This window comes from Rhodobacter sp. 4.3.4, assembly GCF_058724655.1.
In genome coordinates, this window is record NZ_CM178967.1 from 1,340,280 (window position 1) to 1,352,912 (window position 12,633).

Consider the following 12,633-nt stretch of genomic DNA (forward strand, 5'->3'; position numbering starts at 1 on the left):
CGGGTCATTGCGCCGACAGTGTGTCAAGCGCGCGGTTCAGTGCAAGCACATTCACCCGCGGCTCGCCGAAGACGCCCAGGATCGGCTGCCGGGTCTGCCGCTCCACCAGTTCCGCCACCTGCGCCGGGGCGAGGGCGCGCGCCGCCGCCACCCGCGCCACCTGCGCCTGCGCGTTTTGCGGCGAGATGTCGGGATCAAGCCCCGAGGCCGAGGCGGTCACCGCATCGGCGGGCACCGGCGCCGTCATCCCCGAGGCGGCGACATCGGCGCGGACCCGGTCGAGCAGCTTTTGCGACAGTGGCCCGAGGTTGGAGCCGCCCGAGGCCATCGCATCATAAGGCGTCGCCGCGGCCGAGGGGCGGGGGTGGAAATAGCCCGGCGTGGTGAAATTCTGGCCCACAAGCTCCGATCCCAGAACGCGCGCGCCGTCCCGGATCAGGCTGCCCTGTGCCTGATGCGGCAAAAGCGCGGTGGCAATGGCCGTCATCGAGAGCGGATAGGCCAGCCCGAGCAGGAGGGTGAAGCCCCCGACGAAGACAAGGGCGGGGCGAAGATGAGAGATCATGCAAGCCTCCTCAGGCCAGGTTCAGATGGGTCAGCGCAAGGTCGATCAGCTTGATGCCCGCAAACGGCATCACCAGCCCGCCAAGCCCGTAGATCGCCAGGTTGCGACGCAGAAGCGACGCCGCCGCGACCGGGCGATAGCGCACGCCGCGCAGGGCCAGCGGGATCAGCGCGACAATGATCAGCGCGTTGAAGATCACCGCCGAAAGGATCGCCGATTGCGGCGAGCCCAGATGCATCAGGTTCAGCGCCTGCATCTGCGGATAGGTCGCGACGAACAGCGCGGGCAGGATGGCGAAATATTTCGCCACGTCGTTCGAGATCGAGAATGTGGTCAGCGCGCCGCGCGTCATCAGGAGTTGCTTGCCGATGCCGACGATCTCGATCAGCTTCGTCGGGTTGCTGTCCAGATCGACCATGTTGCCCGCCTCGCGCGCGGCCTGGGTGCCGGTCTGCATCGCCACGCCGACATCGGCCTGGGCAAGGGCAGGGGCGTCGTTGGTGCCGTCGCCGCACATCGCAATCAGCCGCCCGCCCGCCTGTTCGCGGCGGATATAGGCCAGCTTGTCCTCGGGCGTCGCCTCGGCCAGGAAATCATCCACCCCGGCCTCCGAGGCGATGGCGGCGGCGGTCACCGGGTTGTCGCCCGTCACCATCACCGTGCGGATGCCCATGGCGCGCAATTCCGCGAACCGCGCCCGGATGCCGGGCTTGATCACGTCCTTGAGATGGATCACCCCCAGAAGCTGGCCGTCATCGGCCACGGCCAGCGGCGTGCCGCCCGAACGCGCGATGCGGCTGACCGTGGCGCGGAATTCGGCGGGCGCGGTGTCGGGGCTGCGGCCCAGATAGCGCAGCACGGCATCGACCGCCCCCTTGCGCAGCCGCCGCGGCCCCAGATCAAGCCCCGAAAGCCGGGTCTGCGCCGCAAAGGGCACCAGCACCGCGCCTTCGGGCAGCGCGGGCTCGCTCAGCCCGAAATCGGAACGGGCCAGCGCCACGATCGAGCGCCCCTCGGGCGTCTCGTCGCCGCGGCTGGCCAGCAGCGCCGCCTCGGCCAGCGCGCGCTCGCTCACCCCCGGCATCGGCAGGAATTCCGACGCCATCCGGTTGCCAAAGGTGATCGTGCCGGTCTTGTCGAGCAACAGCGTGTCGACATCGCCCGCCGCCTCGACCGCGCGGCCCGAGGTGGCGATGACGTTGAAGCGGATCAGCCGATCCATCCCGGCGATGCCGATGGCCGACAAAAGCCCGCCGATCGTGGTCGGGATCAGCGTCACCAGCAGCGCCACCAGCACCACCACCGAAACCGTCGTGCCCGAATAACCCGCCAGCCCCCAGAGCGTCACCACCGCAATCAGGAAGATCAGCGTCATCCCCGACAGCAGCACCGAGAGCGCCAGCTCGTTGGGCGTGCGTTGCCGCTCGGCCCCCTCGACCAGCGCGATCATCCGGTCGATGAAGGTCTCGCCCGGGGCGGTGGTGATGCGGATGCGGATTTCATCCGAAAGCACCGTGGTGCCGCCGGTGACGGCGGATCGGTCGCCGCCCGCCTCGCGGATCACCGGGGCGCTTTCGCCGGTGATCGCCGCCTCGTTGATCGCCGCGACCCCGGCAAGGATCTCGCCGTCAAGCGGGATGATCTCGCCCGCGGCGACAAGGACGACATCGCCCGGTTCCAGATCAAGCGCGGAGACGTTTTCCCAGATCGGCTCCGGGCTTTCGGGCATCACCAGACGGCGGGCGCGGACATCGCAGCGGGCCTGGCGCAGACTGGCGGCCTGCGCCTTGCCGCGGCCCTCGGCGATGGCCTCGGCGAAGGTGGCGAAGAGCACGGTGAACCAGAGCCAGGCCGCGATCTGGCCAGAGAACCACGGCTGTCCGTTGCCCTGTCCCAGCTCGCTCAGCCACAGGCCGGTGACCAGAACGGCCCCGATTTCGGTGACGAAAATCACCGGGTTGCGCAGCAGCTTGCGCGGGTCAAGCTTGCGGAACGCCTCGATCAGGGCCTCGGCGAGCGCGGCGCGGTCAAAGGCGGCGGGTTTTGAGGATTGCATCATCATATGCCTCTCAGAAGGTCACGAGATCGTGCATCAGCACGTGCTCGACGATCGGGCCAAGCGCGAGCGCGGGGAAGAATTGCAGCCCGCCGAGGATCAGGATCACCCCCACCAGCAGCCCGACAAAGAGCGGCGAGGTGGTGGGGAACGTCCCCGCCGAGGCGGCGATGCGCGGTTTCGACGCCAGCGCCCCGGCCATCGCCAGCACCGGCAGCACATAGGCGAAGCGGCCCATCATCATCGCGATGCCAAGGGTGGTGTTGTACCAGGGCGTGTTGGCATTGAGCCCGGCAAAGGCCGAACCGTTGTTGCCCGCCGCCGAGGAATAGGCGTAAAGCATCTCGCTCAGCCCGTGCGGGCCGGCGTTGTTCAGGCTGGCCAGCGCCGAGGGCAGCATCGCCGAAGCCGAGGTGAAGCCCAGGATCACCAGCGGCAGGATCAGCACCGCCAGAACCGCCAGCCGGATTTCCCGCGCCTCGATCTTCTTGCCCAGGAATTCGGGGCTGCGTCCGACCATCAGACCGGCGACAAAGACCGAGAGCACGCAAAACACCACCATGCCGTAAAGCCCCGAGCCGACACCGCCCGGCAGCACCTCGCCCAGTTGCATCAGCAGCATCGGCACCAGACCGCCCAGCGGCGTCAGGCTGTCATGCATCGTGTTCACCGCGCCGCAGGACAGCCCGGTCGTCACCGCAATGAACAGGGCCGACATCGCCTGTCCGAACCGGAGCTCCTTGCCCTCCATGTTGCCCGCCAGCGGATCAAGCCCGAGCGCGGTCAGATGCGGGTTGCCCGAGGTTTCGGCCCAGTAAACGACCGCCGTCGCCACGACCAGCAACAGCCCCATCGCCGAGAGGATCGCCCAGCCCTGCCGTTCCGATCCGGTCATCCGGCCAAAGGTGATCGGCAGCGCCGCCGAGATCGCCAGCATCGCCCAGATCACCAGCCCGTTCGACAGCCCCGAGGGGTTTTCCAGCGGATGCGCCGAGTTGGCGTTGAAGAAACCGCCGCCATTGGTGCCCAGCTGCTTGATCGCCTCCTGGCTGGCCATCGGCCCCGTCGCGATCGTCTGCTGCGCCCCTTCAAGCGTCACCGCCCCGACCGAGCCGGTCAGGGTCTGCGGCACGCCAAGCACCACCAGCGCCAGCGCCACGACCATCGCCAGCGGCAACAGCACGTAAAGCGTCGCCCGGCTCATATCGACCCAGAAGTTGCCCAGCGCTTCGCTGCTGGCCCGCGCGAAGGCGCGCGTCACCGCCATCGCCAGCGCGATCCCGGTCGCCGCCGAGAGGAAATTCTGCACCGCAAGCCCGGCCATCTGGCTGAAGGGGCTCATCGTGGTCTCGCCCGCATAGGACTGCCAGTTGGTGTTGGTCAGGAAGCTGACGGCGGTGTTGAAGGCCAGATCGGCGGGCAGGCCGGGCAGCTGGCCGGGGTTGAGCGGCATCAGCCCCTGCAGCCGCAAGATCAGGTAAAGGGCGGCAAATCCGGCCGCGCTGAAGGCGAGCATCGCAAAGGCATAGGTCAGCCAGCCCTGCTCGCGCTCGGGGGTGACACCTGCAAGGCGGTAAAAGCCGCGCTCGACCGGGTGCAGGAGCGGGTGCAGGAAGGTGCGCTCGCCAGTGAAAACACGGGCCATGTGGCGGCCCAGCGGCACCGCCGTCGCCAGCGTGAACAACAATACGGCCGCGATCTGCAGCCATCCGAAAACTGTCATGGGGTTCTCCTGGCCCGCTCAGAATTTCTCGGGCGCAATCAGGGTGAGGATCAGATAGGCGCCCACTCCAAGCGCCACCACAAGGCCGATCAGGGCTTCCAGCATGATCAGGCCCGCGCCAGCAACAGGGCGTAAAACGCGAACAGCGCGATCAGCCCGAGGCCAAGACCGGCGAAAAGGATATCGGACATCGAGGTCTCCTTGGTGCATCGAAAACGTGCCGGGAGGATCGTGCCGAAGCGCATCAGGGATCGATAGCGAAAGCACCCGTGCGGCATAAGGAAGATGCAAGGAAACCGGGGCGGGCGGTCAGGGCGTCTGCGGCACCAGCCCCTTGCGGATCGCAAGCGCGTCGCGGCCGGGCGGGGCGCCGAACATGCGGCGATAGTCGCGGCTGAATTGCGCGGGGCTTTCGTAGCCGATCGCATAGCCGATCCGGGCGACCTCGGCCGGTTCGGACAACAGCAGCCGCCGCGCCTCCTGCAGGCGCAGCTGCTTTTGATACTGCACCGGCGTCATCGCCGTTACCGCTTTGAAATGCCGATGAAAGGTGGCAGGGCTCATGCCCGCGACCTCGGCCAGCCGCGCGACGGGGAGCGGCTCGGCAAAACTGTCCCGGATCTGCGCGATGGCGCGGCCGATCCGCGCCCCGGGGCTGCCCGCCAGCCCGATCTGGCGCAGCGCAGGCCCCATCGGGCCGTTCAGCAGCCGCCAGGTGATCTCGCGCCGGATCAGCGGCGACAGGATCGCGATATCGCGCGGCCGGTCGCACAGGGTCAGCAGCCGGAGCAGCGGGTCGTGCAGTTCCTCCTCCAGACCATGCACCGCCAGCGCCGGTCCGGCCGGAAGTCTGGCGGTCTCGCCCGGGTCCAGCAGCAGGTCGGCGATCGTCGCGGGCTCCAGCGCCAGGCTGAAGGCGAGATAGGGGCGGTCCGGTCCGGCCTCGGTGATCTCGGCGCGGATCGGCACCTCCATCGTGGCGATCAGGCATTTTCCGGCGTCATAGCGAAAGGCCCGATCACCCATCAGGCTGAGCTTGGCGCCCTGCACCACGACGCAGAGCGAGGGGCGGTAAACCGCATGGATCGGCCCGGCCGGGGCAGAGGCCGCGCTCAGACAAAGCCCCGCGATCGGTGTCTCGCGGCCATGCGCCCGCCACAGGCGGGCGATCGTGTCTCTCAGCGGGGCCAGCGGGTCGGTATCCATGACCGGCAGGCTAACCGTCTTCGCGCGATCGCGCAGCCTGCAATCGGCGCGAATGAGAGGATCGAGCAAGATTTCGCGAGGATCGGCGTCGCGGCCCGGGACCTTGCGGGCCTATTCTGCCGGCAACCGGGCGGCCATCGCCCCGGTCTTGCCGATCGAAAGGACAGATCATGCGCTATCGCCCCCTTGGCCCGAGCGGCCTTCTGGTGTCCGAGCTTTGCCTTGGCACGATGACCTTTGGCGGCGCGGAGGGGATCTGGGGCCAGATCGGCCAGCTGCGCCAGCCCGAGGCCGATGCGCTGGTGCAGACCGCCTTTGACGCCGGGATCAATTTCATCGACACGGCGAATGTCTATGCGGGCGGCGAGAGCGAGCGGATTCTGGGTCAGTCGATCCGCAGCCTTGGTCTTGCCCGCGACGATCTGGTGATCGCGACCAAGGTGATGGGGACGATGGGGGCGGGACCGAACGGCTGCGGCGCCGCGCGGGCGCATATCCTGTCGCAGGCGAAGGCCAGTCTTTCCCGGCTGCAGATGGAGCATATCGACCTTTACCAGATCCACGGCTTTGACCCGGTGACGCCGATCGCCGAGACGCTCGAGGCGCTTGATACGCTCGTGCGGCAGGGGCATGTGCGCTATATCGGCCTGTCGAACTGGGCGGCCTGGCAGATCGTCAAGGCGGTGGGCATCACCGAGGCCCGCAAGCTGGCGCCGATCCTGTCGTTGCAGGCCTATTACACGCTCGTCGGCCGGGATCTGGAACGCGAGATCGTGCCGATGCTGCAAGCCGAGGGCATCGGGCTGCTGGTCTGGAGCCCGCTGGCGGGCGGGTTCCTCTCGGGCAAATACAGCGACGGCACGGCCGCCGAGGGGCGGCGGGCGGCCTTCAACTTCCCGCCCGTCGATCTGGCGCGGGGCGATGCTGCGGTGGCCGCGATGCGCAAGATCGCCACGGCCCGGGGCTGTTCGGTGGCGCAGGTGGCGCTGGCCTGGCTCTTGCATCAGCCGGTGGTGACCTCGGTGATCGTCGGCGCGAAGCGGGTCGATCAGCTGGCCGACAATATCGGCGCGACCGACGTGCGGCTTTCGCCCGAGGATCTGGCGGCGCTCGATGCGGTGACGGCGCTTGCCCCGGAATATCCGGGCTGGATGCTGGCGCGTCAGGCGCAATACCGCGCCCCCTTCGCCGCGCCGAAGCGCTGAGAGCGCGGCCTCGCCCGCCCCGGCCGCTGCGCCGCCGGGCACACCAGCGCGGCAGCGGGCGGAGGCCCCGGCGCGCGGGGCCTGAAGGCGGAGCAGGTCGGGGTCACTGCAGGAAGATGGCGGCGATCAGCCCTGCCCAGCCCGCCAGCAGCAGGCCAAGCAGCAGCCTGTCGCGCAGGCTGGGCGGGCGCCAGAACAGCTGTCTCATGCGCTTTTCTCCACCGGCTGGGGCAGGCGGGTCAGCAGCCGGTCGCGCAGCGCCTTGCCCGCGGGCCAGGGGCCGAAACCGGCGGCGACATTGATGTGCCCGGCGGCGCCCAGATCGACCAGCTCCGAGCCCCAGGCCGCGGCCAGTTCGCTGGCGCGGGCAAAGCTCATCCAGGGGTCGTTGCGCGAGGCGACGACCATGCTTGGCACCGGCAAAGTCCGGCGCGAGGGCGAGCCGAAATGGCCGATCCGGCGGGCGCAGCGGGTGTCGGCGGGGGCGACGAACATCGCAGCGCGCACCTCGATCTGCGGCCATTTCGACAGCATCCGCGCCACCAGCACCGCGCCAAGGCTGTGGCCGACGAGCACGGCGCCGGGATGTTGCAGCACCATGCCCGCCAGTTCCGCCTCCCACAGATCGGGCATCGGCCGGTCGGGGCAGGGCAGGTCGACCATCAGCGCGGTCGGATCGGTGGCGGCCCACCAGTCCTGCCAATGCGGCGCGGGCGAGCCATCCAGGCCCGGAACGAGCAGCGTCTTGATCATGGGAACCTCTGCGGTCGGGTTGCGTTCTGGAATATCTATCACGGTTGTCGTGATTGCGGGTTCCAAAGACCCGGGGGAAAAGAGAAGATCCTGCCCTTTTGCGCCCCCCGGGCAGGGGGGCGTTCCTGCGCCTCAGCCGCTCTGCGCCTCGATCGGATAGGCGGTCGAGAATCTGAGCCGCTCCATCGCGAAATGCGAGGTGATGTTGCGGATCGGCACCGCATCGGTGAGGCGCCGATAGAGCAGGTCATAGGCCGCCATGTCGGGCACCGAAACGCGCAGCAGGTAATCCATCTCGCCCGCCATCCGCCAGACCTCCATGATTTCCGGCAGTTTGGCGACTTCGGCCCCAAAGATGTCGCGCCACGCCGGCCCGTGATCGGGCGCCTCGATTGCCACGAACGCCGTCAGGCCCAATCCCAGCGCCCGCGGATTGGCGAGCGCGACGCGTTTCTCGATCACCCCCGAGGCTTCCAGCTTCTGGATCCGCTTCCAGCACGGCGTTTGCGACAGCCCCACCCGGCCAGCGATCTGCGCCACCGGCAGGGTCGCGTCGCGCATCAGTTCGGAGACGATCTTGCGGTCGATCAGGTCAAGCCGGGTCATCGGTTTCTCCTTTCGGGGTCCGGGGCAGCATGACATTAAAGAGCAAAAAGTCTACCGTGATTATGGGGAATAATTGTCTCGGCACAGATCTGGCGGAAGGCTTTGGCAAGATCGGGGGGGACTGACCGGGAGACCTGCACCGGTCAGCCGCACCGATCAGCCGTATCGCGTCGCCGGACCGGGCGGACCCGGTTCCGCCACGCTCCCGAAAAGGCGCGGCGTTTCAGCGCCTTGTCGCAGGCTGGCCGGGTCCGGGTCTGCCAATTCGGGGGGCTCATGTTCTCCGGCGATCAGGCTGGAGTCACGGGATGAAGCCCGTCAGAGCCGCGGTGCAACAGCGCCGCAGGCGCGGGATCTCACCGGGCCGATACAGCGGCGCCCCGGACAGGGCGCTTCGCGGCCTTTGCGGTCATTCCTCCAGCTCGCTGTCCCAGTACAGGAAGTCGAGCCAGGTCTGGTGCAGCCCCTCCTTCGCCATCGGCAGCCGTCGCGCGATGTCATCAAGCTGGCGTGGGCTCGGCTCGAAGGGCGGGCGCAGAAGCCGCATCCCCGCCTCTTTCGGCGTCCGGCAGCCCTTGCGCAGATTGTCGGGCCCGCAGGCGGTGACGATGTTCGTCCAGCGGCTGCCGCCCGAACGCGCGCGCGGGATCACATGGTCGAAGGTCAGCTCCGAGGCGGGAAAGCGCTTGCCGCAATACTGGCAGCGGAATTCGTCGCGCAAAAATACGTTGAACCGCGTGTAGGGCACCTTCTTGCGCCGCCGATAGGTCTTGAGCGCCACCACCGCCGGAATTTCAAAGCTCTGGTTCGCCGAAGAGACCCGCAGCCCCTCGTAGGTCTTCACCTGGATGACGCGCTCCTGCAGCACCGCGACCAGGCCCTGCTGCCAGCTCCAGGCCGAAAGCGGCGCCCAGGAAAGCGGCTGCATGTCGGCATTCAACACCAGCGTGCGCAGATTTCCGATCGCCGCATTCATCCCCGCCCCCTTTCGCCAAGGCTCTGCAGGCAAAGAAAAAAGCGCGTGGGATACACGCGCTTTCGCAAGGTCCGACAGGAGAAGATCGTCGTCACGGGGCACAGACTGCCCGGATGCGGCGGGCAGGCAAAGCCGCCGTCGGCCGAAACCCGGTTGCGCCGGTCACCGCAGGCTCGCAGCCTTTCGCCTCCCTGATCCGATCCGCACATTGTCTTTCCCCGCCTGTTCCGAGCGGGCAGCGCGGCGGAGAAGCCCCCGCCTCTGCCACAGCTCTACTATATCTCGCGTCAGCCGCAGGGCAAGGCCCGCGATCTGCGCAACCTGCCCATGGGCCTTGGCATTGCATGCCTTTGCGACGGCGATATGACGGGTTGCCCGGAAAACGGGCAGGGGGAAAGCGACTCAGCCGGGCAGATGCGCCCGCAGGAAGCTCAGCGCCTGACCCAGCCCATCGGGCGAGATGCCATGCCCGGTGCCGCGCATCACATGGGTCCGCAGGTCAAAGCCCGCGGCGCTGAGCGCATCGGCGGCCTGTTTCAGATCGCCAAAGGGCACGATCTGGTCCACGTCGCCATGCAACAGCAGCATCGGCGGCTTTGTCACCGTTTCGGCGGCCAGCGCCTCGGCGCGCAGAAGCCGCCCGGAAAAGCCGATCACCCCGGCCAGGGCCTGCGCGCGGCGCGGCGCCACCTGCAGCGCCATCATCGTGCCCTGCGAAAAGCCCAGAAGCGCGATCTGCGACGCTGCCAGCCCCTCGGCGGTCATCACCTGATCCAGGAAGGCGTTCAGGTCCTCCGAGGATCGCGCCAGACCGGCGGCGGCCTCTTCGGGGGCAGAGCCATCGAGCCACGGGATCGGGAACCATTGCCGACCAAAGGGATTGGTCACGCAGTCCTCGGGCGCGTCGGGGGCAAGGAACAGCGTGTTCGGCAGATGCGGCGCCAAGGGCTCGGCCAGACCCAGAAGATCGTCGCCGTCCGCCCCATAGCCATGCAAGAAGATCACCGCCGAGCTTGCCTTGCCCGAGCGGGCCTCGACCCGCCCCACCTTGTTGATCCGCGTCATGGCGCCACTCCTTCGCGATCCTTCATCGCCGCGTAATAGGCCCAAAGCCCGCGCGCGGCAACCGCCCGCCAGGGCGACCAGGGCGCAGAGAGCGTGCCAAAGGCGCGCGGCTTCGGCCGTTCGGGCAGATCGAACAGCATTCGCGCCGCCTCGGCCAAGGCCAGATCGTCGACGGCAAAGACATCGGCGCGGCCGAGCGCGAAGATCAGATACATCTCGACCGTCCAGCGGCCGATGCCGGGCAGGGGCAGCAGCGTCTCGAACACCTGCGCATCGGGCAGGCGGCGCAGCGCGTCGAAATCGATCCCCGAGCGGGCGAGCGCCTGCAGATAGCGCACCTTCTGCCGCGACAGGCCACAGCCGCGCAGATCGTCCTCGGAGGCCTCGGCCAAAGCGGGGGCGGCGCCGAACCCGGCCTCGATCAGCCTGCCGCGGATCGCGCGCGCCGCGGCAGTAGACACCTGCTGACCAAGGATCGCATCGCGCAGCGCGTCGAACCCGTCCTCGCGGCGTCTGAGCGGCCAGGGGCCGGTCCGCTCCAGCGCGCGGGCAAAGCGCGGCTCGGTCGTGGCCAGCCAGGCCGCGCCCTCGGCGATATCCTCTTCGGTGGTGATGATGCGTCCGACCATGCGCCCAGCCTGCCCGGTTTTCGCCCCCCGCGCCAGCCCCGAAAGCTTGCCAGCCCGCGCGGCGCGGGGTAGGGCTGGAGCATGACCGAGACCGCCCCTTCCGCCCCGCCGCTGCCGCTTCGCAACCTGATCGTGCTGGTCGCGGCACAGGCGTTTCTGGGCGCGCAGATGTCGATGATCTTCACCGTGGGCGGGCTGGCGGGCCAGTCGCTGGCGACGAACCCCTGTCTGGCGACGTTGCCGCTGTCGCTGATCGTGCTGGGGTCCGTGCTGACGGCGCAGCCGATGTCGTCCTTCATGGCGGTTTACGGCCGCCGCGCGGGGTTCATTCTGGCCACGGCCGCGGGCGGCATCGGGGCGGCGATTTCCGCCCATGCGCTGGCCATCGGCTCTTTCGCGCTCTTCTGCCTTGGCTCGCTTCTGGCCGGTATCTATATGTCGGCGCAGGGTTTTTACCGTTTTGCCGCGACCGACGGGATCGCGCCCGAACACCAGAGCAAGGCGATTTCCTGGGTGCTGGCCGGGGGGCTGATCGCGGCGGTGCTGGGGCCGCAGCTGGTGAAAGTGACGGCGCAGGCGCTGGTGGTGCCGTTTCAGGCCACATATCTGGCGATCATCGCGATCAATCTGGCCGGGCCGCTGCTGTTCGCCTTCCTGCGCCTTCCCGCGCCCGGACGCCGGGTGAAGGGGCAGGCGGGGGGGCGGACGCGGGCGCAGCTGTTGCGCGATCCGGTGATCCTGGTGGCGATGATCTGCGGCATGGTCTCCTATGCGCTGATGAACCTCGTGATGACCTCGACGCCGCTGGCGGTGGTGGGCTGCGGCCACACGACGACGAATGCCGCCGACATCGTCTCGGCGCATGTGTTGGCGATGTATCTGCCGTCTTTCTTCACCGGCCATCTGATCGCCCGCTTCGGGCGCGAAACCATTGTCGGCATTGGTCTTTTCATTCTGGCCGTGGCGGGGGCCGTGGCCCTGACCGGGGTCGATCTCGAACAATTCTTCCTGGCGCTGGTGCTGCTCGGGCTGGGCTGGAACTTCGGCTTCATCGGCTCGACCGCGATGCTGGCCGCCGCCCATGCCCCCGAGGAACGCGGCACGGTGCAGGGGATGAACGATTTCGTCGTCTTCGGCGGGGTGTTTCTGGCCTCGCTCTCCTCGGGCGGGCTGATGACCTGCGCCTCGGCCGATGCGGTGGCGGGCTGGCAGGCGGTGAACCTCGCCATGCTGCCGTTCCTGACGCTCGCGGGCGCGGCGCTGATCTGGCTGGTGCTGCGGCCGAAGGACACCCGCTGAGGCGGCTACCGCCCCGGCCCCTCCTCCTCGGGCGCGCCGTGGTGGTCATGCGCGCACAGGCCGTGATCGCCCAGCACCTCGATCACCCGGCACTCGGCGATCCTGCCATGGGCACATTGCCCGATCATCCGCACCAGCTCGTCCTCCAGCGCCTGCAGCCGCGCGATGCGCGAGCGGATCGTCGCCAGCTGCGCCCGCGCGATCGCATCGACCGCGGTGCAGGGCTGGTCGGGCTGGTCGGTGAGGCCCAGCAGATCGCGGATCGCCTCGAGCGGAAAACCCAGATCGCGGGCATGGCGGATGAAGGACAGCCGCCGCCGCGCCGCTGCGCCGTAAAGCCGCTGATTGCCGCTGCTGCGCTCGGCCGCGGGCATCAGGCCGATCTGCTCGTAATAACGGATCGTCGGCACCTTGACCCCGGTTTCCTGCGACAAACGCCCGATGCTGAGCATGATCCCCCCTTGCAGCTCTAGTCGCTGGAGAGATTAGGGTTTTGGCAAGATCGCGGCAAGCGTCTGAAGATCGTGAGACAAGAGGTTGATATGGCAGT

The 12,633-nt window shown here is 68.3% G+C and carries 14 protein-coding genes; 2 read left to right on the top strand and 12 right to left on the bottom strand.

Features of this window, described 5'->3' with window-relative positions; translation table 11 throughout:
- Positions 1 to 4: 4 nt before the first annotated feature.
- The 6 genes from kdpC to AC4PTB_RS06460 all read right to left on the bottom strand — a co-directional run bounded on the left by kdpC (position 5) and on the right by AC4PTB_RS06460 (position 5,550).
- Positions 5 to 565, bottom strand: coding sequence for a potassium-transporting ATPase subunit KdpC (gene kdpC, locus AC4PTB_RS06435; RefSeq protein ID WP_492192232.1), 561 nt, complete (start codon positions 563 to 565; stop codon positions 5 to 7).
- Between the two features lie 10 nt (positions 566 to 575).
- Positions 576 to 2,624: a potassium-transporting ATPase subunit KdpB gene (gene kdpB / locus AC4PTB_RS06440; protein WP_492192596.1), complete on the bottom strand. Its 2,049-nt coding sequence runs from the start codon at positions 2,622 to 2,624 to the stop codon at positions 576 to 578.
- A 10-nt stretch (positions 2,625 to 2,634) separates the two neighbouring features.
- A complete protein-coding gene (gene kdpA, locus AC4PTB_RS06445) occupies positions 2,635 to 4,344 on the bottom strand; it encodes a potassium-transporting ATPase subunit KdpA (protein ID WP_492192233.1) in 1,710 nt (569 codons plus the stop codon).
- Between the two features lie 18 nt (positions 4,345 to 4,362).
- Positions 4,363 to 4,449 (bottom strand): potassium-transporting ATPase subunit F, encoded by an 87-nt coding sequence (locus tag AC4PTB_RS06450; RefSeq protein ID WP_492192597.1) that lies wholly within the window; start codon positions 4,447 to 4,449, stop codon positions 4,363 to 4,365.
- A 2-nt stretch (positions 4,450 to 4,451) separates the two neighbouring features.
- Positions 4,452 to 4,589, bottom strand: coding sequence for a hypothetical protein (locus AC4PTB_RS06455; RefSeq protein ID WP_492192660.1), 138 nt, complete (start codon positions 4,587 to 4,589; stop codon positions 4,452 to 4,454).
- 64 nt (positions 4,590 to 4,653) lie between these two features.
- Positions 4,654 to 5,550: an AraC family transcriptional regulator gene (locus AC4PTB_RS06460; protein ID WP_492192234.1), complete on the bottom strand. Its 897-nt coding sequence runs from the start codon at positions 5,548 to 5,550 to the stop codon at positions 4,654 to 4,656.
- Between the two features lie 170 nt (positions 5,551 to 5,720).
- On the opposite strand from AC4PTB_RS06460, the gene AC4PTB_RS06465 reads away from it, so the two are divergent.
- Positions 5,721 to 6,755 (top strand): aldo/keto reductase, encoded by a 1,035-nt coding sequence (locus tag AC4PTB_RS06465; RefSeq protein ID WP_492192235.1) that lies wholly within the window; start codon positions 5,721 to 5,723, stop codon positions 6,753 to 6,755.
- Between the two features lie 204 nt (positions 6,756 to 6,959).
- Here the strand turns inward: AC4PTB_RS06465 and AC4PTB_RS06470 are convergent, their stop codons facing one another.
- From AC4PTB_RS06470 to AC4PTB_RS06490, 5 genes are all read right to left on the bottom strand, one after another.
- On the bottom strand, positions 6,960 to 7,508 hold the full coding sequence (locus AC4PTB_RS06470; RefSeq protein ID WP_492192236.1) for an RBBP9/YdeN family alpha/beta hydrolase: 549 nt from the start codon (positions 7,506 to 7,508) through the stop codon (positions 6,960 to 6,962).
- A 132-nt stretch (positions 7,509 to 7,640) separates the two neighbouring features.
- A complete protein-coding gene (locus AC4PTB_RS06475) occupies positions 7,641 to 8,114 on the bottom strand; it encodes an Lrp/AsnC family transcriptional regulator (protein WP_492192237.1) in 474 nt (157 codons plus the stop codon).
- Positions 8,115 to 8,523: 409 nt separating this feature from the next.
- On the bottom strand, positions 8,524 to 9,090 hold the full coding sequence (locus AC4PTB_RS06480) for an HNH endonuclease (protein WP_492192238.1): 567 nt from the start codon (positions 9,088 to 9,090) through the stop codon (positions 8,524 to 8,526).
- Between the two features lie 402 nt (positions 9,091 to 9,492).
- The gene (locus tag AC4PTB_RS06485) at positions 9,493 to 10,155 is read right to left on the bottom strand and encodes an alpha/beta hydrolase (RefSeq protein ID WP_492192239.1); all 663 of its coding nucleotides are present in this window, start codon (positions 10,153 to 10,155) and stop codon (positions 9,493 to 9,495) included.
- Complete coding sequence (locus AC4PTB_RS06490) at positions 10,152 to 10,784, bottom strand: DNA-3-methyladenine glycosylase family protein (RefSeq protein WP_492192240.1); 633 nt, start codon at positions 10,782 to 10,784, stop codon at positions 10,152 to 10,154. The genes AC4PTB_RS06485 and AC4PTB_RS06490 overlap by 4 nt, the downstream gene beginning before the upstream one ends.
- A gap of 81 nt (positions 10,785 to 10,865) precedes the next feature.
- On the opposite strand from AC4PTB_RS06490, the gene AC4PTB_RS06495 reads away from it, so the two are divergent.
- The gene (locus tag AC4PTB_RS06495) at positions 10,866 to 12,083 is read left to right on the top strand and encodes an MFS transporter (RefSeq protein WP_492192241.1); all 1,218 of its coding nucleotides are present in this window, start codon (positions 10,866 to 10,868) and stop codon (positions 12,081 to 12,083) included.
- Between the two features lie 5 nt (positions 12,084 to 12,088).
- Here AC4PTB_RS06495 and AC4PTB_RS06500 read toward each other — a convergent pair whose 3' ends face one another.
- Entirely contained in the window at positions 12,089 to 12,535 is a 447-nt protein-coding gene (locus AC4PTB_RS06500; protein WP_492192242.1) for a MerR family transcriptional regulator, read from the bottom strand.
- Positions 12,536 to 12,633 lie beyond the last annotated feature (98 nt).

Excerpts from the sequence above, each read along its gene's own strand:
- kdpC (WP_492192232.1), bottom strand. The coding sequence starts at position 565 with ATGATCTCTCATCTTCGCCCCGCCCTTGTCTTCGTCGGGGGCTTCACC.
- kdpB (WP_492192596.1), bottom strand. The coding sequence starts at position 2,624 with ATGATGCAATCCTCAAAACCCGCCGCCTTTGACCGCGCCGCGCTCGCC.
- kdpA (WP_492192233.1), bottom strand. The coding sequence starts at position 4,344 with ATGACAGTTTTCGGATGGCTGCAGATCGCGGCCGTATTGTTGTTCACG.
- AC4PTB_RS06450 (WP_492192597.1), bottom strand. The coding sequence starts at position 4,449 with ATGCTGGAAGCCCTGATCGGCCTTGTGGTGGCGCTTGGAGTGGGCGCC.
- AC4PTB_RS06455 (WP_492192660.1), bottom strand. The coding sequence starts at position 4,589 with ATGCGCTTCGGCACGATCCTCCCGGCACGTTTTCGATGCACCAAGGAG.
- AC4PTB_RS06460 (WP_492192234.1), bottom strand. The coding sequence starts at position 5,550 with ATGGATACCGACCCGCTGGCCCCGCTGAGAGACACGATCGCCCGCCTG.
- AC4PTB_RS06465 (WP_492192235.1), top strand. The coding sequence starts at position 5,721 with ATGCGCTATCGCCCCCTTGGCCCGAGCGGCCTTCTGGTGTCCGAGCTT.
- AC4PTB_RS06470 (WP_492192236.1), bottom strand. The coding sequence starts at position 7,508 with ATGATCAAGACGCTGCTCGTTCCGGGCCTGGATGGCTCGCCCGCGCCG.
- AC4PTB_RS06475 (WP_492192237.1), bottom strand. The coding sequence starts at position 8,114 with ATGACCCGGCTTGACCTGATCGACCGCAAGATCGTCTCCGAACTGATG.
- AC4PTB_RS06480 (WP_492192238.1), bottom strand. The coding sequence starts at position 9,090 with ATGAATGCGGCGATCGGAAATCTGCGCACGCTGGTGTTGAATGCCGAC.
- AC4PTB_RS06485 (WP_492192239.1), bottom strand. The coding sequence starts at position 10,155 with ATGACGCGGATCAACAAGGTGGGGCGGGTCGAGGCCCGCTCGGGCAAG.
- AC4PTB_RS06490 (WP_492192240.1), bottom strand. The coding sequence starts at position 10,784 with ATGGTCGGACGCATCATCACCACCGAAGAGGATATCGCCGAGGGCGCG.
- AC4PTB_RS06495 (WP_492192241.1), top strand. The coding sequence starts at position 10,866 with ATGACCGAGACCGCCCCTTCCGCCCCGCCGCTGCCGCTTCGCAACCTG.
- AC4PTB_RS06500 (WP_492192242.1), bottom strand. The coding sequence starts at position 12,535 with ATGCTCAGCATCGGGCGTTTGTCGCAGGAAACCGGGGTCAAGGTGCCG.